This is a genomic window from Paraburkholderia sp. CNPSo 3272 (genome assembly GCF_024206495.1).
Taxonomy (GTDB): domain Bacteria; phylum Pseudomonadota; class Gammaproteobacteria; order Burkholderiales; family Burkholderiaceae; genus Paraburkholderia.
In genome coordinates this window covers 305,862-327,607 of record NZ_JAMBPQ010000006.1, presented here as the reverse complement: position 1 = coordinate 327,607, position 21,746 = coordinate 305,862, and the positions used below count along the sequence as shown (strand labels likewise).

General features: G+C 67.6%; 20 protein-coding genes and 1 pseudogene. 12 read left to right on the top strand and 9 right to left on the bottom strand.

All coding sequences use genetic code 11. The features are described from left to right. Positions 1–27 precede the first annotated feature (27 nt). The 6 genes from M3I53_RS10950 (at position 28) to M3I53_RS10925 (ending at position 6,631) form a co-directional block, all read left to right on the top strand. Positions 28–1,233 (top strand): beta-ketoacyl-[acyl-carrier-protein] synthase family protein, encoded by a 1,206-nt coding sequence (locus M3I53_RS10950; RefSeq protein ID WP_254315956.1) that lies wholly within the window; start codon positions 28–30, stop codon positions 1,231–1,233. A 5-nt stretch (positions 1,234–1,238) separates the two neighbouring features. Then, a complete protein-coding gene (locus tag M3I53_RS10945) occupies positions 1,239–2,066 on the top strand; it encodes a beta-ketoacyl synthase chain length factor (RefSeq protein ID WP_254315955.1) in 828 nt (275 codons plus the stop codon). Positions 2,067–2,068: 2 nt separating this feature from the next. After that, positions 2,069–2,581, top strand: a complete 513-nt coding sequence (locus M3I53_RS10940; protein ID WP_254315978.1) for a hotdog family protein — start codon at positions 2,069–2,071, stop codon at positions 2,579–2,581. Positions 2,582–2,603: 22 nt separating this feature from the next. Beyond that, on the top strand, positions 2,604–2,897 hold the full coding sequence (locus M3I53_RS10935) for a hypothetical protein (protein WP_254315977.1): 294 nt from the start codon (positions 2,604–2,606) through the stop codon (positions 2,895–2,897). Positions 2,898–3,193: 296 nt separating this feature from the next. Then, positions 3,194–5,515 carry a bifunctional diguanylate cyclase/phosphodiesterase gene (locus M3I53_RS10930; RefSeq protein WP_254315954.1) on the top strand — a complete coding sequence of 774 codons (2,322 nt, stop codon included), beginning with the start codon at positions 3,194–3,196 and terminating at the stop codon, positions 5,513–5,515. A gap of 150 nt (positions 5,516–5,665) precedes the next feature. Further along, positions 5,666–6,631 carry a chemotaxis protein gene (locus tag M3I53_RS10925; RefSeq protein WP_254315953.1) on the top strand — a complete coding sequence of 322 codons (966 nt, stop codon included), beginning with the start codon at positions 5,666–5,668 and terminating at the stop codon, positions 6,629–6,631. 54 nt (positions 6,632–6,685) lie between these two features. Here the strand turns inward: M3I53_RS10925 and M3I53_RS10920 are convergent, their stop codons facing one another. Together M3I53_RS10920 and M3I53_RS10915 are read right to left on the bottom strand one after the other, a co-directional pair. Beyond that, positions 6,686–7,480, bottom strand: coding sequence for an aspartate/glutamate racemase family protein (locus tag M3I53_RS10920; protein WP_254315952.1), 795 nt, complete (start codon positions 7,478–7,480; stop codon positions 6,686–6,688). Further along, a complete protein-coding gene (locus M3I53_RS10915; protein ID WP_254315951.1) occupies positions 7,477–8,721 on the bottom strand; it encodes a D-amino acid dehydrogenase in 1,245 nt (414 codons plus the stop codon). Before M3I53_RS10915 ends, M3I53_RS10920 begins: the two co-directional genes overlap by 4 nt. Positions 8,722–8,994: 273 nt before the next feature. Between M3I53_RS10915 and M3I53_RS10910 the strand changes: the two genes are divergently transcribed. The 6 genes and pseudogenes from M3I53_RS10910 to M3I53_RS38440 all read left to right on the top strand — a co-directional run bounded on the left by M3I53_RS10910 (position 8,995) and on the right by M3I53_RS38440 (position 14,660). Continuing rightward, positions 8,995–10,161, top strand: a complete 1,167-nt coding sequence (locus M3I53_RS10910; protein ID WP_254315950.1) for a branched-chain amino acid ABC transporter substrate-binding protein — start codon at positions 8,995–8,997, stop codon at positions 10,159–10,161. A gap of 16 nt (positions 10,162–10,177) precedes the next feature. Next, positions 10,178–11,077 (top strand): branched-chain amino acid ABC transporter permease, encoded by a 900-nt coding sequence (locus tag M3I53_RS10905; RefSeq protein ID WP_254315949.1) that lies wholly within the window; start codon positions 10,178–10,180, stop codon positions 11,075–11,077. A gap of 3 nt (positions 11,078–11,080) precedes the next feature. Beyond that, on the top strand, positions 11,081–12,940 hold the full coding sequence (locus M3I53_RS10900; protein ID WP_254315948.1) for an ATP-binding cassette domain-containing protein: 1,860 nt from the start codon (positions 11,081–11,083) through the stop codon (positions 12,938–12,940). Beyond that, complete coding sequence (locus M3I53_RS10895; protein WP_254315947.1) at positions 12,931–13,692, top strand: ABC transporter ATP-binding protein; 762 nt, start codon at positions 12,931–12,933, stop codon at positions 13,690–13,692. Before M3I53_RS10900 ends, M3I53_RS10895 begins: the two co-directional genes overlap by 10 nt. A 238-nt stretch (positions 13,693–13,930) precedes the next feature. Beyond that, positions 13,931–14,197 (top strand): annotated as a pseudogene (locus M3I53_RS38600) (AraC family ligand binding domain-containing protein); the annotation flags it as partial. 94 nt (positions 14,198–14,291) lie between these two features. Next, on the top strand, positions 14,292–14,660 hold the full coding sequence (locus M3I53_RS38440) for an AraC family transcriptional regulator (RefSeq protein ID WP_254315945.1): 369 nt from the start codon (positions 14,292–14,294) through the stop codon (positions 14,658–14,660). Positions 14,661–14,686: 26 nt separating this feature from the next. Here M3I53_RS38440 and M3I53_RS10880 read toward each other — a convergent pair whose 3' ends face one another. From M3I53_RS10880 to M3I53_RS10850, 7 genes are all read right to left on the bottom strand, one after another. After that, positions 14,687–15,586, bottom strand: a complete 900-nt coding sequence (locus M3I53_RS10880; RefSeq protein ID WP_254315944.1) for a LytTR family DNA-binding domain-containing protein — start codon at positions 15,584–15,586, stop codon at positions 14,687–14,689. Continuing rightward, positions 15,583–16,719: a sensor histidine kinase gene (locus M3I53_RS10875; RefSeq protein ID WP_254315943.1), complete on the bottom strand. Its 1,137-nt coding sequence runs from the start codon at positions 16,717–16,719 to the stop codon at positions 15,583–15,585. Before M3I53_RS10875 ends, M3I53_RS10880 begins: the two co-directional genes overlap by 4 nt. Then, positions 16,716–17,093 (bottom strand): DUF2306 domain-containing protein, encoded by a 378-nt coding sequence (locus M3I53_RS10870; protein WP_254315942.1) that lies wholly within the window; start codon positions 17,091–17,093, stop codon positions 16,716–16,718. The genes M3I53_RS10875 and M3I53_RS10870 overlap by 4 nt, the downstream gene beginning before the upstream one ends. Before the next feature lie 153 nt (positions 17,094–17,246). Next, positions 17,247–18,770 carry a response regulator gene (locus M3I53_RS10865; protein WP_254315941.1) on the bottom strand — a complete coding sequence of 508 codons (1,524 nt, stop codon included), beginning with the start codon at positions 18,768–18,770 and terminating at the stop codon, positions 17,247–17,249. Continuing rightward, positions 18,767–20,176, bottom strand: a complete 1,410-nt coding sequence (locus tag M3I53_RS10860; RefSeq protein WP_254315940.1) for an ATP-binding protein — start codon at positions 20,174–20,176, stop codon at positions 18,767–18,769. Before M3I53_RS10860 ends, M3I53_RS10865 begins: the two co-directional genes overlap by 4 nt. After that, a complete protein-coding gene (locus M3I53_RS10855) occupies positions 20,169–21,296 on the bottom strand; it encodes an ATP-binding protein (protein WP_254315939.1) in 1,128 nt (375 codons plus the stop codon). The genes M3I53_RS10860 and M3I53_RS10855 overlap by 8 nt, the downstream gene beginning before the upstream one ends. Next, positions 21,281–21,706 carry an ATP-binding protein gene (locus M3I53_RS10850; protein ID WP_254315938.1) on the bottom strand — a complete coding sequence of 142 codons (426 nt, stop codon included), beginning with the start codon at positions 21,704–21,706 and terminating at the stop codon, positions 21,281–21,283. The genes M3I53_RS10855 and M3I53_RS10850 overlap by 16 nt, the downstream gene beginning before the upstream one ends. Positions 21,707–21,746: the final 40 nt, after the last annotated feature.

The window sequence follows — 21,746 nt, the reverse complement described above, 5'->3', positions numbered from 1 at the left end:
CACCGCTGCGCCAACGGAACGACTGACGTGAAACCACTGATCCTTTCGCATTTCACCGCTACCAGCTGCCTCGGGCGCGGGCTCGACGCGACGCTCGACGCGCTGCGCAGCGAGCGGGGCGGCCTCGCGCGCTGCGACTTCGCGCGCGCGGACCTCGATACATGGATAGGCGAAGTGGCGGGCCTCGAGAACGAGACGCTGCGCGCCGATTTGGCGGACTACGCGTGCCGCAACCACCGTCTCGCGCAGATCGGCTTCACCCAGGACGGTTTTGCCGAACACATTCAGGCCGCCGTCGCGCGCTATGGCGCTGAGCGCGTGGGCGTGTTCGTCGGCACCAGCACCTCGGGCATTCTCGAAACCGAAAACGCCTACCGGCAGCGCGACCTGGAAAGCGGCGCGCTCAGGCCGGGCTTTCATTACGCGCAGACGCACAACCCGTTCGCGCTGGCTTCGTTCGTGCGCGCGTACTTCGGCTTGCGCGGGCCGGCCACGTCGATTTCTTCGGCCTGTTCTTCGGGCGCGAAGGTGTTCGGCTCCGCGCGCCGCATGATCGAAGCGGGGCTGATCGATGCGGCCGTGGTGGGCGGCGTCGATTCGCTCTGCCTGACGACGCTGTACGGTTTCAACTCGCTCGAACTGCTTTCGCGCGATCCGTGCCGACCGTTCGACATCAACCGCAACGGCATTTCGATCGGCGAGGCCGCCGCGTTCGCCTTCCTCGAGCGCACGCCCGACACGCTGGACGACGACGCCATCCTGCTGCTCGGCGTGGGCGAATCGAGCGACGCGCACCACATGTCGTCGCCGCATCCCGATGGGCTCGGCGCGCGCGCCGCGATGGCGCAGGCGCTTTCCACCGCGGGCGTGGCCGCAAGCGAAATCGGCTACATCAATCTACATGGCACGGCCACGCCGAGCAACGACGTCGCCGAAAGCCGCGCGGTCAACGCACTGTTCGAGCGCACGCCGTGCAGTTCGACCAAGGGCGCGACGGGGCATACCCTCGGCGCGGCGGGCGCGCTCGAAGCCGTGATCGCGGCGCTGGCTCTGCGCCATCGCTTCGTGCCCGCCGGCGTCAACACCACGCAGCCCGACGCCGCGCTCGGCCTCGACTACGTGCTGGAAAGCCGCGAGGCGCAAGTCGGCGCGGCGCTCAGCAACTCATTCGGTTTTGGCGGCACGAACTGCAGCCTCCTGTTCGGCCGCGCGGACCGCGCACATCACGGATGACTGCCATGAAACTTTCCGCATTCATCGAAAGCGTCGGCGTGATCGGCCCGGGTCTCGCCAACTGGCCCCAGGCGGCCGACGTGCTCGCCGCGCGCACGCCCTACGCGAGCGCACGCACCGTGCTGCCGCCGCCGGAAGGGCTGCCGGCCGCAGAGCGCCGCCGTACCGGGGCCGTCGTCAAGACCGCGCTCGCCGTGGGCCACGAAGCCGTCGCAGCGAGCGGCCGCGACGCGACGACGCTCGCCGCCGTGTTCGCGGCCTCGGGTGGAGATGGTCAGAACTGCCACATAATCTGCGACGCGCTTGCTGGCGACGACCGCCTGCTTTCGCCCACGCGTTTTCACAACTCGGTGCATAACGCGCCCGCTGGCTACTGGAGCATCGCGACGCGCGACCGGGCCGCATCGAACGTGCTATGCGCGCATGACGGCAGTTTCGCAGCGGGGCTGCTCGAAAGCGCGTGCCAGGTGGCGGTGGATGGCGTGCCCACCTTGCTGATCGCCTACGACGCCGACTATCCCGAGCCGCTGCACGCGCTGCGTCCCGTGGCCGATGCATTCGGCGTCGCGCTCGTGCTCGCGCCGCAGGCGAGCGCGGCGACGCTCGCCCGCCTCGACGTGACGCTCACCGAAGCGCTCGCGACCCCGCTCGCCTCGCCCGAACTCGAAGCGCTGCGCACGAACAATCCCGCCGCGCGCGTGCTGCCGCTACTCGAAGCGCTCGCGCGCATGGACGCGTCCGGCCAGCCTGCGAGCGTGGTCATCGACTACATGCCGGAGCTGCGCGTGCAAATCGACGTTGCGCCCCTGGACGCCTCTGCAGCGGGTGCATGACGATGCAAGCTACCTTGCCGGCTACGCTTGCGGACGTGATCGCGAACGCCGCGCCGAGCGCACCGCTCGACCGCGCATGGATCGCGGCGCGCATCCCGCACAGCGGAGCGATGTGCCTGCTCGACGCCGTACAGGGGTGGGACGAAACGCATATCCGCTGCGTGGCGACGAGCCATCGCGATCCGCATAACCCGTTGCGCTCGCGCGGTCGCCTTGCGGCGGTGTGTGGCGTGGAGTACGCGGCACAAGCCATGGCGGTGCATGGCGCGTTGCTCGGTGCACTCGATGGCGCGGCGGCGGGCCGCCCGCGCGTGGGTTTTCTTGCGAGCGTGCGCAGCGTGGCGGCGCATGCCGAGCGCCTCGACACGCTCGCCGCGCCGCTCGCGATCGAAGCCGAACGTGTGAGCGGCGGCGGCAACACGATACTCTATGGTTTTACAGTGCGCGGCGAGGGCCGCGTGCTGCTTACGGGACGCGCGGCAGTCATGCTCGACGCGTCCGCCGTCATTCGATGACAATACAAAAGGGAGCCCGATGATGAAATCCAAACGGTTCATACTTGCCGCGCTCGTGCTGGGCATGGCCAGTTCGATGGCGCACGCCGACCTTCACGAAGTGAAGGAGAACATCAAGTACGACTCGAAGGAAGCGGCCACGAAAACCGGCCACGCCGCACGCGACTTCGGCCACGCCACCGCGCACGCGGCGAAGACAGTGGGCCACGGCATCGCGCATGCGTCGCGCGAAGGCTACGAGGCCACGAAGCGCGCAACCAAGCGCGTGTTCCACAAGGACGGCAGCGGCGAAGGCAGCGAAAAGAGCCAGGCGTAAGGCAGTTTCTGCTGCGTGCCGGCACGTGTAGGCGTTTACCCTCGCGACCACCCATGCGCCGCGCCTCCCCGTCCACCTGGCGCGCCTACTCGTCCGCGCCCTGTTATCCGGCTCGCCGCCGGCCCCGCGCCTTTCCCTCCCAAGCTTCAAGATCGCGCCGCCCTTGCCGTTAATGCAGGGGCGGCGTAGTCGCTCGCCTCACAGCGGGCGGTTTGCCGCGCACCACACTAGAGATCGAGCCGGCCGCGGACGTTACTTGCACTGCACGCGCCGCGGCAACAAGAGGGGAAGAAGGTATGGTCTATTCCCAAGCGGCGGCAGCGTTCGGCGCAGCGGGATCACGGGGCGGTCAGTCGGAGGTGTCGAAGGAACCGGGCGGGGCATCCACCGGCGCCGATGAAGCGCTCGCACAGGAGCGCAGCGTATTGCGGCTGGTGTCGCGCAGCATGCCGCTGCCGGAACTGCTGGCGGAGGTCTGCTGCCGCGCTGGTCGGCTGCTGGGCGCGGGCGCGAACTGCGCGGTCCTGCAACTCGATGCCGACGGCCAGCGCCTGCGCATTGGCAGCGCGCCGAACTTGCCGGCGCAGTATCACGCCGCGTTCGACGGCACGCCGGTCGGTCCCGGCACGAGCCCGTCCGGCACTGCAATCTTCGAACGGCGCACGATTTGCGTCGACGACTTCGAACTCGCGCACGAGTGGGGCGAATACCGCCGCATCGCGCTCGACAGCGGCGTGCGCGCGGTCTGGTCCACGCCGCTCGACGGCGACCACAGCGGCGTGCTGGGCGCGCTCGCCGTGTACCAGAGCCGGCCCTGGCGGCCCAGTGCGGCCGAGGAGGCGCTGCTGTGCGACATCGCCCGCAGCGTCGCGGCCATGCTCAACCAGCAGACCATTGCCGAGCGTCTCGCGCTCAGCGAGGAGCACCATCGCCTCGTGGTGGACCACCTCAACGAAGGCATCGTGATGCAGGCCCGCGACGACACCGTGCTCGCCTGCAACCGCAGCGCGCGTCGTCTCTTGCGCCTGCCCGAGGACGCCATCGGCCTGAGCATCATGAAGATGATTCCGCGCGTGCTCGATGAAAGCGGCAAGCCCCTGCCCACCTCGAAGCGCCCCAGCATGAAGGCGCTCGAAACGGGCGAGGCGGTACTCGGGGAGACGGTCGGCCTCGAACTCGCGGATGGCGAGACCGTCTGGGTGAGCGAGAACGTGCTGCCGATCTTCCGGCCCGGCGAAAGCGAGCCGATTTCCGTGGTGGTCTCGTTCACGGACATCGGACCCGTGCGCGAGGCGCAGCAGCAATTGCGCTATCTCGCCACGCGCGACGCGCTCACCGGCCTGTACAACCGCACCTTCCTCGCCGAGCGCATGCATGCGATGCTGGAGCGGGCCACGTGTTCGGCAAAGCCCGCGCTCCTCTTCGTCGATCTCGACGGCTTCAAGAAGGTCAACGACACGGGCGGCCACGAAGCCGGCGACTCGCTGCTGCTCGACGTGGGGCGGCGCCTCACCGGCTGCGTGAGCGAGGGAGACACGCTCGCGCGCGTGGGCGGCGACGAATTCGTGATTGCGGTGTGCTGCTATGAGAGCGCGGACGAACTCGTCGCGCTCGCGCAGCGCGTCCTCGGCGCGATTGCCGCGCCATTCGCGGTGGCGGGCAACGAGTACTACCTGGGCGCCTCGATCGGCATCAGCGTGTATCCCGACGATGGCCGCAGCGCCGCCGCACTCATGCGCAACGCCGACTCGGCCATGTACGCGGCCAAGCAGCGCGGCACCAACCAGTTCCAGTTCTTCACGACCGAACTGCGCCAGCGCCTGCAGCGCCGCTTCCAGATCGAGCGGGGGCTGCGCCGCGCGCTCGCTTCGGGCGAACTAGGCCTCGTCTATCAGCCGATCGTGGATGGCGAAAGCGGCCGCATGATCGGCGCGGAGGCCCTGCTGCGCTGGCACAGCGAGGAACTGGGCCAGGTCTCGCCGGTCGAGTTCATCCCCGTGGCCGAGGACACTGGCATGATCATCCCGATCGGCCAGTGGGTGCTCGAGCACGCTTGCCGCCAGGCCGCACAGTGGCGGCGCCTCTTCGCGCCCGACTTCGTCATGGCGGTCAACTTCTCGCCGCGCCAGATCGCGGACGGGCTGGTCGATGAGGTGCAGGGGTGCCTCGCCCGCACGGGGCTCGCGCCCGGCGCCCTCGAAGTGGAGATTACCGAAGGCATTCTGATGAGCGACAGCCAGAGCGTGCTGCCTCTCCTGCACGCGCTGAACGATATTGGCGTGCGCATTTCGGTGGACGACTTCGGCACCGGCTATTCGTCGCTTTCGTATCTGAAGCGTTTTCCGCTGCACCACCTGAAGGTCGATCGCACGTTCGTGGCGGGTCTGCCCGACAACCGCGACTCGGTGGCGATTACCCAGGCCGTCGTGGCGATGGCGCATTCGCTCGGCATGCGTGTGACCGCGGAAGGCGTGGAGACGCCCGAGCAGGCGTCGTTTCTGCGCTCGCTGCACTGCGAGCGGCAGCAGGGCTACCTGTTCGGCAAACCGGTGAGCGCCCAGGCCTGCGCGGCGCTGCTGCGCGAGCATGCCGCCGGGCGCGTGAGCGAGGGCGCGTGAGCGTGTGAGCGTGTAAGCGTGTGAGCGCGTCCTGATCCGGCACGGTCGTGCGGGAGCGGCAGGCTCAAGATTTCTTGCGCCAGGCCGTAGACGTTGGCAGGGAGCGGATGCGGGACGCATCGCGCCACACGTAAAGGACACGAGAGAATCATGGATAGCGGCTTCGCAATCGACGAACGAACCCGCCTGACGAGCACGAACCAGTTCGAGCTGCTGCTTTTCCGTCTCGGCGCGGCGCCGGGCAGCGAGGTTGGCGAAGTCTTCGGCATCAACGTTTTCAAGGTACGGGAAATCCTGAGCATGCCGGCGATCACGCCGATTGCGGCGTCGTCGCCCTACGTGCTGGGCGCGGCGAACATCCGCGGCCAGGTGATGCCCGTGATCGACCTGCCGCGGCTCATGGGCTGCGAGCCGGCCACGGGCCGGAACATCCTGCTCGTGACCGAATTCGCGCGCTCCACCCAGGGCTTCGCGCTCGAAAGTGTCGACGAGATCGTGCGGCTCGAATGGAGCCAGGTGCTGACCGCCGACGTCACGATGGGCAACCGCGTGACTAGCATCGCACGGCTCGAGAACGACCCGGAGAGCAAGAAGCTCGTGCAGGTGGTGGACGTGGAGCAGGTGCTGCGCGACGTGTTCCCGGCGCAGCACGGCGCGGTCGTGCAGGAAGACGTGGGCGAGCCCGCGATGATTCCGCCGGGCGCGAAGGTGCTGGCCGCCGACGACTCGGGTTTCGCGCGCGAGCTGATCGGCCAGAGCCTCAAGGCGCTCGGCGTAGAATACACGATGGCGAAGACGGGCCTCGAAGCGTGGAAGCAGCTCGACGCGATTGCGACGAGCGCGGAGCGCGAGGGCGTGCGCGCGAAGGATCGCATTGCGCTCGTGCTCACCGACCTCGAAATGCCGGAAATGGATGGTTTCACGCTGACGCGCAAGATCAAGGCGGACCCGCGCACCGTGGATATTCCGGTGGTGATCCATTCATCGCTCACCGGCACCGCGAATGAAGCGCACGTGAAGAATGCAGGCGCGAGCGGCTATGTGGCAAAGTTCGCCGCCGGCGATCTCGGCGGTGCGATTCGCAGCGCGCTGGCTGGCAAGCCTGTCTACGCCTGATTTCATCAGCTGATGTTCGCGGAGTTGACCGATCATCGCGTTACGCATTGAAGGTCACTGGCACTGCCGCGCCAACAGGCGCCCCAGCTGCGGCTCGCTATCCTGCACCCCCGCGAGCCGCAGCGCGTGCCACGCCATCGCGTAGTTGCTCGACAGCACCGGCTTGCCGGTCTGCGCTTCGATCTGAGGCACGAGCGCGGCCACGCGCAGGCTGGTGCACGACACGAACACCGCATCGGCATCGTCGTGGCGTGCCAGCGTTTCTATCGCACTGCGAATCGAATTCTCATCGATGCGCGCCACCTCGTTATCGTCCGCATGCTCGAACGAAGCCATGCGCGTGACGGCCACGCCGCGCGCCTCGATGTAATCGCGCATGAAGTTGTTGATGGTGCGCACGTAGGGCGTCAGCAGCGCCACGCGGCGGACCTCGAGCGCTTTGAGCGCGGCGAGCGCGGCCGTGATCGGCGTGGTGCAGGCAATATCGGGTCGCGCCTCGCGGATGCGCGCCGCGACCTTCTCTTCGCCTATTACCATCGAAGCCGACGTGCAGCCGAACGCCACCACGTCGAGACGCTCGCCAGGCAGTATGAGGCTCACCGCGGGCGCGATGCGTGCCTCGATTTCCGCGAGGCGCGGCGGTGTGATGTCCGGCGAATTCTCGAGCCGGCTCTCGTAGAACGCAACGCCCGGCTGGCGCAACAGATGGCGCCATTCGTACTCGATCGTGTGATCGGTGGCCAGCACGACGAGGCCGATCGCGGCGCGGCGGGCAATGCCGCCGTCGAGCGCGAAGTCGAGCTTTGTGTAGGCATCCTCGTGATTTTGCAGCGGCGCGGTAGCGGTCATCTCAGCGTCAATCCCGTCATGTCGAGTTCGGGCTCGCGCCCGGCCATGATGTCGGCGAGCAGTTTTGCGGTGCCGCACGACATGGTCCAGCCCATGTGTCCGTGACCCGTATTCAGAAAGAGGTTGCGATGGCGCGTACGGCCGATCAGCGGCGTGCCCTCCGGTGTCATCGGGCGTAGTCCGGCCCAGTAGGCCGGCTGCGTGTAATCGGCGCCCTGGGGAAAGAGTTCGCGCGCCGCCTGCATCATGGAAGTGAAATCGGCGGCCGTGTGGCGCGTGTCGTAGCCCGCGAAATCCGCGGTGGCCGTGAAGCGCAGGCGCGCGCCAAACCGCGCCCATGCCACGAGGTGATTCTCGTCCACGCCACCCATCTCGGGCGGGCGGTGTCCGGGTCCGCAGGGGAACGTGGCCGAATAGCCCTTCACAGGATAGACCGCGATGCGGTAGCCGAGCGGCCGCGCGAGGATCGGCGACCAGGAGCCGAGTGCTAGCACGTAGTCGTCGCCCTGGATCATGCCCGCGCTAGTGCGCACCCCGGCAATGCGATCGCCGGCGGATTCGATGGCCTCGATCGGGGCGTCGAACACGAAGCGCACACCCATACGTTCGCAAACGTCCTTGAGCCCACGCGTGAAGCGATGCGCGTCGCCGCTTGCGTCGCTGGGGCAGTAGATCGCGCCCGCGATGCGCTCGCGCGCGTGGGCGAGCGCGGGCTCGCGTGCCGCGACGGCGGCGGCGTCGAGCGTTTCGAGCGGCAATCCGTTTTCCACGAGGATCGACATGTGGGCGCGGCCGCGCTCGAACGAGGCGGCGTCGCGATAGAGATAGAGCAGGCCGCGGCTGATGAGGTCGTATTCGAGTTGCTCGCGCGCCGTGACCTCCTGCAGCTGGTGCTGCGAATAGCGGCACAGCCGCACCTTGCGCGAGGTGTTCTCGCGCGAGCGCGCCTCGGTGCAGTTGAGCAGGAATTGCGCGCACCATGCCCACATGTGCGGATCGGCCCTCAGGCGCAGGCGCAGCGCCTGGCCCTCGACGAAGAGCGATTTGAGCAGGATTTTCGGGGCACGGGGCGAGGCCCACGTGTAGGAATGGCCCGGCGCGACGAGCCCCGCGTTGGCGAAACTGGTTTCGAGCGCAACGCCTGGGCGTCGCTCGATAACGGTGACATCGCGGCCGTCGCGCGCAAGGTAATACGCGCTCGTGACGCCTGCGATGCCGCCGCCCAGTACGATGGTCTTCATCCGCGCCCCTCCGTGCCTGTATACAAAGTACCTTCACGCTGGCGCGAGCGCACGCAATTTGTATACGCGCATACCCTATAGCAGCTAAATGATGGCATGCATCTATCATGGATAAGTCGTTATGCGCCGGTACCCATGCAAGCTGCGCGCCATGAGCGAGCAAGACCTGCAGGGCATCGCACCGAACGAATTATTTCGTTTCGCTAACTGACCGCGCGGGCTCGCCTGCGTTGCGGCATCGCCCGGTCGGGTCCACGCTCAGGAGCCGCTCATATGAATCCTCAGAACAATGGCGCGCTGCATGCAACCCTCGCGCTCACGCTCTTTTCGCTCGCCGCGCTAGCGCCTGGACTCGCACAAGCGCAGACCATCAAAATCGGCGTGCCGGTGCCGCTTTCGGGCAGCAGCGCCGCAGCGGGCACGGATATCCTGAACGGCGCCAAGCTCGCGGCCGCCAGGATCAACGCGGCGGGTGGCGTGCTCGGCAAGCAGATCGAACTCGTGCCCGAAGACGACGCGTGCGACGCGCAAACGGCGGTACAGGCCGCGCAGAAGCTCGTGGACGCGGGCGTGGTTGCCGTGGCGGGCGGCTACTGCTCGAGCGCGGCACTGCCCGAGTTGACCGCCTTCCACCGCGCCGGCATTCCCTACGTGCTCGATGCCTCGACCAATCCGAAGCTCACGGAAATGGGCTACGACAACGTGTTCCGCACGATCGGCCGTGACGACGAGCAAGGGCCGTTCGCGGCGAGCTTCATCAAGAATTCGCTGCACGCGAAGCGCGCGGCGGTGATCGACGACAACACGACCTATGCCAAGGGTCTCGCGCAGAACACCGTGGAATCGCTCAAGAAGATGGGCGTGGACGTGGTGTATGCGGACTCGATCACGCCGGGCCAGATGGATTATTCGCCCACGCTCACCAAGGTTTCCTCGCTCAAGCCGGACGTGATTTACTACACGGGTTATTTCTCCGAAGCGGGTCTGCTCGTGAAGGAAGCGCGCCAGGTGGGTCTGAAGATGACCTTCATGGGCGGCGACGGCACCAATGACCCCACGCTCATGAAGACGGCAGGACCGGCCGCTGACGGCATGATCATCACGACTGCGCCGCTCGCGCAGTTTCTGCCAGGCGCGCACGACTACCTCGATCAGTACAACAAGTCCTATGGCCAGGGGCCGGGGCCGTACTCGGTGTACGAGTACGACGCCGTGGGCGTGACCGCCAAGGCCATCGCCGACGGCAAGTCGGCAAAACCCGCCGACATCAGCGCCGCGCTGCACAAGATCACGGACTACCAGGGCGCCACGGGGACGATCGGCTTCAATCCGAAGGGCGACCGCAGCCGCGCCGTGTACATCACGGTCGTCGTGCATAACGATCAGTTCGAGCCTTACCAACGCCAGGATGCCAGCGGCAAGTGGGTGGCAATGAAGTAGGCGCGCTGGGCCGCTCATGAGCACCTTTTTCCAGTTCGTCATCGAGGGGCTGACGATCGGCTCGTTCTACGCGCTCGTCGCCCTCGGCTACACGATGGTCTACGGCATCATCCGGCTCATCAACTTCGCACACGGGGATCTCTTCATGGTGGGCGCGTTCGTGGGCTGGACCGCGCTCTCCGCGCTCGCGGCCGCTCGCCTGCCGCTCGTGCTCGCGCTGTTCGTGGCCTTCGCGGCGGCCATGCTCGCGACCGGCGTGCTCGGCGTGGCGATCGCGCGCGTGGCCTATCAGCCCTTGCTGCGCGCGCCGCGCCTGTCCATTCTCATTACGGCGCTAGCCGTATCGCTACTGCTGGAGAACGGCGTGCTGATCGCCTACGGAGCGGGATTTCGCACGTACCCGCACCTGCTCACGCATACCGGCTTCGACGTTGCGCAAGTGCATATCACGTTTGCGCAGCTCGGCATAATCGCGGCCAGCTTCGCGCTGATGATCGCGCTGTATTTGTTCGTACACCATACGTTTGTCGGCACGGCCATGCGCGCGCTCGCCATCGACCAGGATGCGGCGCGGCTCATGGGCATCGACGTCGAGCGGCTCATCCAGCTCACGTTTTTCATCGGCTCGGCGCTCGCCGCGGTCGCGGGCGTCATGGAAGGGCTCTTCTACACGCAGATCAACTTCTTCATGGGCTTCGTGCTCGGGCTGCGCGCGTTCACGGCGGCCGTGCTCGGCGGCATCGGCAATATTCCGGGGGCGATGGTGGGCGGCTTCCTGATCGGCTTGCTGGAGGCGTTCGGCGCGGGGTATGTATCCTCCCAGTGGACCGACGTGTTCGTGTTCGGTGTGCTGATCGCCGTGCTCGTGGTGAAGCCCACCGGGCTGTTCGGTGAACGCGTGGTCGAGAGGATGTGAGACATGCGCGCGCGGGCCACGGACACCTCATGGGTCGTTTCCGGCGTGCTGATCGCGTTGGCGATCGCGCTGCCCAAGTTCGCGAGCGGCTATATCGTCGACGTCGGGCTCACCATCATCACCTACGCGATTCTGGGCCTCGGGTTGAACATCGTCGTGGGTTATGCCGGGTTGCTCGACCTCGGCTACGCGGCGTTTTTCGCCATCGGCGCCTATACCACGGCGCTGCTCGAAACGCTGCTGCACTTCTCGTTCTGGGCGACGCTGCCGTTCAGCCTGGTGTTCGCGGGCGCTTCCGGTGTCGTGATCGGCTATCCCACGCTGCGCCTGCGTAGCGACTATCTCGCCATCGTCACGCTCGGCTTTGGCGAGATCACGCGCATCGTCGCCACCAATCTCGACATTACCGGCGGCCCGAACGGCATTTACGGCATCGAGCCGCCGAACCTGTTCGGCTTCGAGTTCAGCTCGCCGCGCTCGGTGTATGTGCTGGGCATGGCGTTCTTCATCGTCGTGCTGGTGTTCGCCGTGCGGCTCGGACGCTCGCGGCTCGGGCGCGCGTGGACCAGCATCCGCGAGGACGAAGCTGCCGCCGAGGCGGTGGGTGTTGCGACCTTGCGCGTGAAGATGCTCGCGTATGTGATCGGCGCGCTGATCGGCGGCCTCGCGGGCAGTCTGTTCGCCGCGCGCTTCGGCACGATCGACCCCACCGCGTTCACGTACTTGCAGTCGGTGACGATCCTCATCGTCGTCGTGATGGGCGGACGCGGCAGCATTCCCGGCGTGATACTCGGCGCGCTGATCGTCGCGGGGCTGCCGGAAATGCTGCGCTTTTTGAACCTGTGGCGCATTTTCGGCTTTGCCGTGGCGCTAGTCGTGCTCATGTTGTTGCGCCCGCAAGGACTGTGGCCCGCGCGCGTGAGGCGCGCCGCGCCGCGGCCCGAGGAAGAGACGGTGGCGCACGAAGCGGAAGCGGCGGAAGCGGCGGGCAAGGAAAGCGAGACGGCCGTTTCCCTCGCCGATAGCGGCGGCCTCGAAGCCGCCGCCGCGCGCGAGACGCTGCTCGAGGTGCATGACCTCGAACGCCGCTTTGGCGGCGTGCGCGCGATCGGCGGCATCACATTCCAGGTGCGCAGCGGCGAGATTCTCGCGTTGATCGGCCCGAACGGCGCGGGCAAGACCACGGTGTTCAACTGCCTGACGGGCGTGATCCGCCCGAGCGGCGGCCGCCTCGTCTGGCGCGGCGAGCCGCTTGGCGGCGGTGCGCCCCATCGCAACGTGCATCGCGGCATCGCGCGCACGTTTCAGGGCATCCGCCTGTTCAACCATATGAGCGCGTTCGAGAACGTGCTGATCGGCATGGATCATCGCCTGCACACGGCGCTCGTCGCGGAACTCGTCGGCACGCGCGCCGCGCGCGCCGAAGCCGCCGAGCATGGCGCGCTCGGGCAGCGCTGGCTCGATCTGGTGGGGCTCGGCGCGCGCGCGAGCGAATATGCCTCGGACCTCCCCTATGGCGATCAGCGCAGGCTGGAAATCGCCCGCGCGCTGGCGAGCCAGCCACGCCTGTTGCTGCTCGACGAACCCGCCGCCGGCATGAACCCAACCGAAAAGCACGCGTTGATGGCGCAGATCCGCCGCATCCGCGACCTGGGCGTGACCGTGCTGCTGATCGAACACGACATGGCGCTCGTGATGGGCGTGTCCGACCGCATCATCGTGATGGATCATGGCGAGATCATCGCTCAGGGCACGCCCGTGCAGATCCAGAACGACCCGGTAGTGATCGACGCCTACCTGGGCACGGCCGAGGAAGACGACGGACCCGACGCCACGGACGGGGAGAAGTCGCTATGGGGGTAGACGCGAGTGGCAAGCTCCTCGACGTTCGCGACCTGCGCGTGAACTACGGCAACATCGAAGCGCTGCACGGCGTTTCGCTCGATGTCGAGCCAGGTGAGATCGTCGCGCTGCTGGGGGCCAACGGCGCGGGCAAGACCACGACGCTGCGCACCATCTCCGGGCTGCTGCGTCCGCGCGGCGGCAGCATCGGGTTCGAGGGGCAGGCGCTCGTCGGGCTGCCGTCGCATCGCATCGTCGCGCTCGGGATCGGGCACGTGCCGGAGGGGCGCCGTATTTTCGGCGGGTTGACGGTCGAGGAGAACCTGCGCCTGGGCGGCTACCTGTTGCGGCGCGATGCCGGCGCGCTCGATCAGGGCATTGCTCAGGCATACGAAACATTCAGCCGGCTGCGCGAGCGCAAGGACCAGCTTGCCGGGACGCTGAGCGGCGGCGAGCAGCAGATGCTCGCGATTGCGCGCGCGCTCATGCTCAAGCCCAAACTCGTGCTGCTCGATGAGCCTTCCATGGGGCTCGCGCCCAAGCTCGTGCGCGCGATCTTCGAAGTGATCGCGCGCATCAGCCACGCGGGCACGGCGGTGCTGCTCGTGGAGCAGAACGCGCGCCAGGCGCTGCGCATCGCAAACCGCGCCTATGTGCTGGAAGGCGGCCGCGTGGCGCTCGCGGGTTCGGCCCATGAGCTGGCCGACGACAGCCGCGTGCGCGCCACGTATCTCGGCGGCAGTGCCGCGGCGCAGGAGGGAGGGGCCGTCTAGGCCGCCAGACCGGTTTTCTGCAATAATCATTCACATTATCGATAATCATTATCGTTCGCATTAGCACTCAATATTCATCGGATGCAAAAGAAGAAACACGATGACCCGCGGCTCCGTGTGCGGGAAATTAAATTGCGCAAAACAGCTTATTTGTTCGTTAAACAGCGAAGGAATTAACGATTGTGGACCAGTTATGTCGAGAACGGCTTGAAGTCCTGCACCGCAAGGGCGACTGCCAATGATGGCGACAAGCTATAAATATGGCGCCGCCCATAGGGCAACGTGGCATTCGCACGATCAGGGGCGGTTCGTTTTCACGGTGAGCGGGGTGCTGCGTGTGATGACGCCCATCGGCATGTGGACGCTCGGGCCGCAGCGCGGACTGTGGATCGCGCCGCGTATGGGCCATGAATTGATCGCGACGAGCGCGGTGAGCATGCATAGCGTGTCGTTCGAGCCGGAGGCGTCGCCGTGGCCGGCATCCGCATGCCACGCGGTGCGGGTTTCGCCGCTGTTGCGCGAATTGGTGGGGGCGCTGGTCGAAGACCGCGAGCACGACCCGCAGAGCCGCTACGCGCTCATAACGCCGCTGTTGCTCAGTGAAATGCGCTGCGGGCGAGGCCTCGGGCGGCGGGTTGCCGCTGCCGCTCGACCGGCGTTTGCGGCAGATTTGCGATTTCCTGCTGGCGGCGCCGGCCAACGGCGACTCGCTCGCGATTTGGGGCGAGCGCGTGGGGGCGAGCGAGCGCACCCTCGCGAGGCGCTTCAAGGACGAGACGGGGTTGACGTTCGGCCACTGGCGCCAGCAGTTGCGCATCGTCGAGGCCGTGTCGAAGCTCGCCCAAGGCGTGCGGGTGGCGGAGATCGCGGCCGAACTCGGCTATGCGAATTCAAGCGCGTTCATCTCGATGTTTCGCAAGACGATGGGCGAGCCGCCCCAGCGGTATTCGAAAATAGAGCCGCGTTGAAGGCGTTTGCCGTTTGGCGGCGCCCGTCACATCTGCTTGAACAGGTGTGCGTACTGGCGGCTCACGTCGAGTGCGCCCGCGTGGCCGCGCAGCCTCAACGTCATCTTCCCGATCGCGCTGACCGAGGCGCATTCCACCTGGTCCACGTTGACCACCGTGCCGCGGTGAACCTGCCAGAAGCGCGCCGGGTCCAGTTGTGCGCATAACTCTCGCAGGCTCGTGCGGATCAGCAGTTCGCCGCTGCGTGTCGTGACCACGACATATTTGTCGGCTGCTTCGAAGTACAAAACATCTTCCACCGGCACCATGCGGATGTCGTTGCCGCTGGAGGCGCGCAGATAACGCAGCGGCGTCCCGCGCGCTGCGCTATCGGCATTGCCCGCTCGCGCACCGGCGCGCGCTTCGCGGACGTCCTCGGTGATCGTTTCCAGCTGACGCAGCACGCGTTGGAGATCGGCCTGCATCTGCGGCGCTTCGGTGTCGTTCGCCGCCGCTCGCGCGAGCCGGGCGCGCAGGCGCTCCACCGTGCGCGCGAGCCGCGCTGTTTCGACGGGCTTGAGCAGATAGTCGATGGCCGCGGCCTCGAAGGCTTCGAGCGCGTAGGCGTCGTAGGCGGTCACGAACACGATCTGCGGCGGCGCGGCGAGATTCGCGCACGCGCGCGCGACATCGAGGCCGGTTGCACCCGGCATGGCGATGTCGAGGAACGCGACGTCGGGCGCGAGCGCGCCGATGCGTTCGATGGCTTCTTCGCCGTTGCCGGCCGTCGCCACGATGCGCAGTTCGGGCCACGCGGCGGCTAGTTCTCGCTCCAGGGCGGCGGCGATCAGCGGCTCGTCCTCGGCGATCAGCGCGGTTGGGGTGTCGGGCGAGCGGTGCGAGGCGTCGCCGTGTGGCGCCGTATCGGCGGGCGTGTGGCGTTTCATGATTCGGTTTCCCGCACGCTTGCGGCAGCCGTATCGCGCAGCGGCAGCCGGACCCGCGCAACGAGGCCATGCGGAACGTTCTCGATCAGCGTGAGCGACGCCTGCTCGCCATAGAGCGCCGCAAGCCGCTCGCGCACGTTCACGAGCCCGACGCCCGCGCCCTGGGTGCCCGGCGTCGCGCCGAAGCCCGGTCCGGTATCGGTCACGCTCAGCTCGACATGTTCACCGTCGCGGCGTGCGAGGACGTCGACTCTGCCGCCCTCGAGCGCTCCCTGAATGCCATGCTTGAGTGCGTTCTCCACGAGCGGCTGCAACAGCATGGGCGGCACCGGGAGGTCGGCGCAATCGTGCGGCAGGTCGAGCGCGTAGGCGAGGCGCGGGCCGATGCGCATGGCGTGCACGGCGAGCATCGAGTCGAGCACCTTGAACTGCACCGCGAGCGTTTCGCTTTGCGCGCGCGAGGCCTCCAGCGTCGCGCGCAGGAAGCGGTTGAGGCTCGCGAGCAGCTCGCGCGCACGCGGCGGGTCGGACGCGATCAGGCTGTCGAGGGTCGCCAGCGTGTTGAACAGAAAGTGCGGCTCGATCTGCGCCTGCAGCGCTTGCAGGCGCGCGCTGAGCGCCGTGCGCTCGGCGGCTTCCTTTTGCCATGCCGTGCGCGCGACCTGTTCGCTCAGTTCGGCAATGCGCGTGCGCGACCACCCATACCAGGTGACGAGCAGCGTGGCGGTCAGCGCGATCCAGCCGGTGAGCGCGAGATCCTTCGTCGCGAACGCGTTGTGCAAGCCGATTCCGAGCACCACGCTCGCAATGCCGCGCCCGAGAGACGCGCCGAGTACGATGGCGAGCACCATCGCGAGGGCGAGGCGCGGCCCCGTGAGCGCATTGTGGCGTTGCAGGAAAAAGCGGCTGACGTCGAGCAGCAGCATGATCGAAAGCCCGATCGCCTGGCTGAAGACGAGGTTGTCGATGAATCGCCCGTGCACGCCTGCGACAGTCAGCGCGACCGCAATCAGCGCGTTGCCGATCACGACGATCACGCCCTCGCGCGCGAACCCGGCGAGCAGGACATTGGCCGCCGGCGCGGGGAGGCGGGCGGCGGCGTTCGGAAACTCGACGTGCATGCCAGGAATCATGCGATCCAGCTCGTGACGATGAGGTTGAGCAACCGGTGCGGCGTCGCAACGGCGGCGAGACCGGCAGCGAGGAGACTGAAGAACGAACCGCGCATTGCGAGGCGATGGCCGCGGACATTGCCGTGGCGGATCGCCCAGATCGCGCGCCCGACGGTCGCGAACGTCAGCAGCGACAGGCCGTGCACCCAGGACAGATGCCCCGGATGCAGCTCGCGGATGTCGAACGAACTGAGCGCGGCGGCGAACATCGTCAGCGCCCAGAGACGGCCGAGCCACTTGTGCCGGGGGCTGCCCTTTTCGGTCAGCATGACGGCGGTTCCGAGTATGACAGAAAGCGTTGCGGCGACGACGTGCGCGGCAATGATGGCAGACATGCGGCTCTCCTTGGCGAGTCGAGCGGGGGCGATGTCTGCAGTGTGGTGAGTGGCGGCGGGGGGGGCGAGGGGGATGCGACGAAGCGCGGGGAAACGGGCGCGAACGGGACCTGGGTAGCGCGAACGGTCGGCAGGCGGACCGCGCGGCGCCACTCAATCCGGCGGCGCGTTTTCGATTTCCCGCAGGATTTCTTCGAACGGCGCGGGCTTGACGAGATGCCGATCGAAGCCGGCCTCGCTCGCTGCCTGGCGGTCGCGCTCCTGGCCGTAGCCCGTGAGCGCGATCAATTGCACGTGCGCGGTGGCCGGCGCGGCGCGCAGCGCCTTCGCCAGTGCGTGTCCATCCATGCCAGGCAAACCGATGTCGAGAATCGCCACATTGGGCAGGAAGCTCTGCGCGAGTGCGAGTGCGCCCGGTCCGTCGTGCGCCACGCGGACCTCGTGGCCTTCGAGCTCCAGCAGCATGAGCAGCGAGGAAGCGGAATCGACGTTGTCGTCGGCGATCAGCACGCGGCGGCGCGGCGGCGCGATCTGTTCCCGCGCGCCATGCGGCTCGTCGCGCGGCGCTTCGCACTGCGGCGCCCGCGCGAGCGGCAGACGCACGACGAACTCCGAGCCGAGTCCAAGCCCGTCCGAATGCGCGCTCGCCGAGCCGCCGTGCAGTTCCGCGAGTTCGCGCACGAGCGCGAGGCCGATGCCGAGGCCGCCGTCGGCGCGCTTCACGGCTTCGCGCGACTGCATGAAAAGCTCGAACACATAGGGCAGCTCGTCGGGCGCGATGCCAATGCCGTTGTCGCGCACGCGAATCAGGATCTCGTAGACGTCCGCTTCGAGCCGCAACGCGATCTGGCCGCCTTCGGCCGTGTACTTCGCGGCGTTGGAAAGCAGGTTGCTGATGATCTGCGCCACGCGTATTGCATCGCCGGTCACATGGCACGGCTCGCAGTCGATCTCGACCGTGAGCGTTTGCGCCTTCGCGTCGAGGAAGGGCCGGCTCGTTTCCACAGCGATCTGGACGATCTCGCGCAGGTCGAGCGTGCTCATCTGCAGCGCGATCTTGCCGTGCGAGATGCGCGAGACGTCGAGCAGGTCGTCGACGAGGCGGCCGAGATGCTCGACCTGGCGGCTTGCGATCTGCCGCGCGTCGGCGCGCATGACGTCGTTCGCGCCGTGGCGCGGGTCGAGCAGTTCGATGGCGTTGCGAATCGGCGCGAGCGGATTGCGCAGTTCGTGCGCGAGCGTCGCGAGGAAGCGGTCCTTGCGGCGGTCGGCGTCGCGCAGCGCTTTTTCGGCCGCGTAAAGGCGCAGGAGCGCGCGCACGTTCGCCACCAGCTCGGCGGGCTCGACGGGCTCGGTGAGATAGCTGTCGGCGCCGCCGTCGAGCGCGAGAATCTTGTCGCGCGTTTGCACCGCGGCGGCGGAGGTTTGCAGCACGAGCGTGGAGTTCGTCTGCGCGTCCGCCTTGATGAGGCGGCACACCTCGATGCCGCTGATGTCGGGCAGCTTCACGTCGAGCAGCACGATCGCAGGCGCCTGTTCGCGCACGGCTTCGAGCGCGGCCTGGCCTGTCGCGGCTTCGATCACGGGGTAGCCGGCGTGGCGCAGCACGCGCGACTTGACGTAGCGCGCGCCTTCGTTGTCGTCGACGTTGAGGATAAGCGTGGTGTGCGCGTTCATGGCGCCGCGCCCCCGGAGGTCTCGGATTCGCCCTCGACGGACGTCGCGAGGCACACCGGCACGTTCAGGCGGAACGTGGAGCCCACGCCGGGCTCGCTTTCCACACCCACTTCGCCGCCCAGCAGCGCCGCAAGCTTGCGGCACAGCGGCAGGCCAAGACCCGTTCCCTTCACGCGCTGCTGGAGGCGGTTCTGCACCTGGCCGAACTCCTCGAAAATGATCTGGTGGTGTTCGGGAGCAATTCCGATGCCCGTATCCGCGACGAAGAAGGTGATGCGCGCCTCGTCGCCGTCGCCGGGCATGCACTGGGCGCCCACGCGAATCTGCCCGCGTTCCGTGTACTTGAGCGCGTTCGAAACGAAATTGCGCAGGATCTGCGTGAGTTTGGGTTCGTCGGTGTAGAGCTGCGGCAGCCCTGCCGTGGAACCGAACTCGAGCGTCACGTCCGGCGTATCGAGCAGCGGCACGAGCATGGTGCGCAGCGCGGCGAAGAGGTCGGCGGCATCGAACCACGCGGGCACGACTTCGGTCTTGCCAGCTTCGATCTTCGCGAGGTCGAGCAGGTCGTTCACGGTCTCGCCCAGGCTTTCGGCAGACGAAAGAATCAGCTTGACCTGGCGTTCCTGCTCCACGCTCAGGTCGCCGTCGAGCCGGTTGAGCAGCAGGTTCGCGAGCGCGCGGATCGAACTGAGCGGGGTGCGCAGTTCGTGGCTCATGTTCGAGAGGAAGCGTGTCTTCATCATGTCGGCGCGGCGCAGTTCCTCGGCGCGCTCGTCGAGCTCGGCGTAGAGGGCGACCACGCCGCGGTTGGTCGCCTCCAGCTCCTGCGTGAGGCGCGAGAGGTCTTCCTGGCGTTCGCGCAGTTCGTCGAGCGCGGTGACGAGTTCGCGGTTCTGCTGCTGCAGTTCTTCCAGCGAGTCGCCGTGAGGGCCTTCCAGCGGACTGCGTGCCGCGAGTTCGCGCACGATGCGCTCGAGTTCCGGGCCGCTACCCTCGCCGCGCTCATGCGGCAAGTCGCGCGCCATGATCACGGTCGTGCCGCGAGCCGACGAGCGAATTTCGAAGCGATCCATGAGGCGGCGGCTGCCCGTGATGCCGAGGCCCATGCCGCCGGGCGAGCGATAGGTGCCGTCGAGCACGGCTTCGAGTTCGCGCACGCCGGGGCCCTGGTCGCTCACCTGCACGGCGAGCGCTTCGCGCGGCCGCTCGCCTTGCAGCGCGAAGGCGACTTCGCCGCCGCCTGCATATTCGAACGCGTTGCGGGCGATTTCGGAGACGGCGCTCGCAATGCGCGTCTGGTCGAGCTGCGAGAAGCCGAGCCCAGCGGCCAGTTCGCGCGCGCGGCGGCGCGCGGCGACGACGTCCTGGGCGGTTTGCAGACGGATGCGCAGCAGTGGCTTATTCATGGTTCAACTGTACTCCGGGGCGGGCGCGCACGACGACGACGGTGGCGTCGTCGCGCCGGCGCGCGAAGTCTCGGTAGAGGACGGCCGCGATCATGGCGGCGGGCTGGTTGGCGAGGCCGGGCCAGGCGGCGAGGTCCCAGCGGGTGCCGATGCCGTCCGAATGCAGGACGAGGAGCGCGTTCTCGTTCCACGTCAGCTCGAACTCCTGGATGCCGCGCATCGTGTGGCCCACGATGCCGTTGCGCGAGACGAGCTGGTAGCACTCGCGCGCGGGCGGTGCGCCTGCGCCCGCGGGCCGCTGCGCGTGGCCGGCTGAAGCGCGCTTATCGATGGGGCGGCCCGCGCCGTACGCGACCGCCGAGATGTTGCCCGTGCCACAGAATGCGAGCGCGCCGCGCACGAGATCGATGCGCACGAGCGCGAGGGCTGCGCCGCGCGTGTGGCGCAGGGCCGCGTGCGAGAGTTCCATGAGCGCGGCGGGCGCGAGACCGGCGCGGCGGCGCAGCACGTCGAGCGCGGCCACCGCGGCGACGTGCGCTTGGGCGCCGTGGCCGAGGCCGTCGGCGAGTGCGAGGGTGAGGCCGCTCTGGTCGGCCTGCGCCTGCCAGCCGTCGCCGCAGACTTCCTCGCCGGGGTAAGGCACGCAGACGCCGCCGATCTCGGGTCGGGTGAACGCCGCGTGCGCTGCGTTGACGCCGCTTTTCTGCACGAGCACGCGCAACACCGTGCCCGCGCCCGGCTGCGAGTAAATGGCGAACTGGTTGGAGAGCCGCCGGATCGCGCCGAGCCCGGTGCCAGGCGTGCCGGTGGTGGAGTGACCGTCGGTGAGCGCGGCGCCAACGTCGGTCATGCCGGGGCCGCCGTCGAGTGCGATCAGCTCCACTGCGCCCTCCAGCGCGCGCACGAGCAACTCGCCGTGGCCGGCATGCTTCAGGATGTTGGTGGCCGCTTCGGTGAGCACGATCGCAAGGCGTCCGGCGTCGGTCTCGGTGAGCGCGGCAATGCGCCCGGCTTCGGCGGCGCCGCGCCGTGCATAGGCGACGCTGCTGGCGTCGCCTATCTCGAAGGAGCGGTGGCTGCCGCCGGCGGAGCCGGCCGCGCCGTCTAGCGTATTTTCCATTTCGTGATGGTGACCGTCGTGCCGGCACCCGGAGTCGATTCGATCGTGAATTCGTCGCACAGGCGCCGCGAGCCGCCAAGGCCCAAGCCCAGGCCATTGCCGCTCGTGAAGCCGTCCTGCAGCGCGCGCTCGATGTCAGCAATCCCCGGACCTTGATCCACGAACGAGAGCCGCAGTCCCACGCGCACACCTCTTTCCAGCACGTCGAGGCGCGCATCGCCGCCGCCGCCATGCTGCAGCGTATTGCGTGCGAGCTCGCTCGCCGCCGTCACGAACTTGGTCTGCTCGATGAGCGAGAAACCCTGCGCGATGGCGGCGTCGCGCACGATCTGTCGCAGCCGGACGATTTCCTCGTCCGATCTCAGGCTCACCTGGGCCGCAAGCCTTCCGGTCGTGTCGTTGCTATTCATGTTGAACGCAAAAGACGTGCTAGCTAAGGGAGTAATGGGA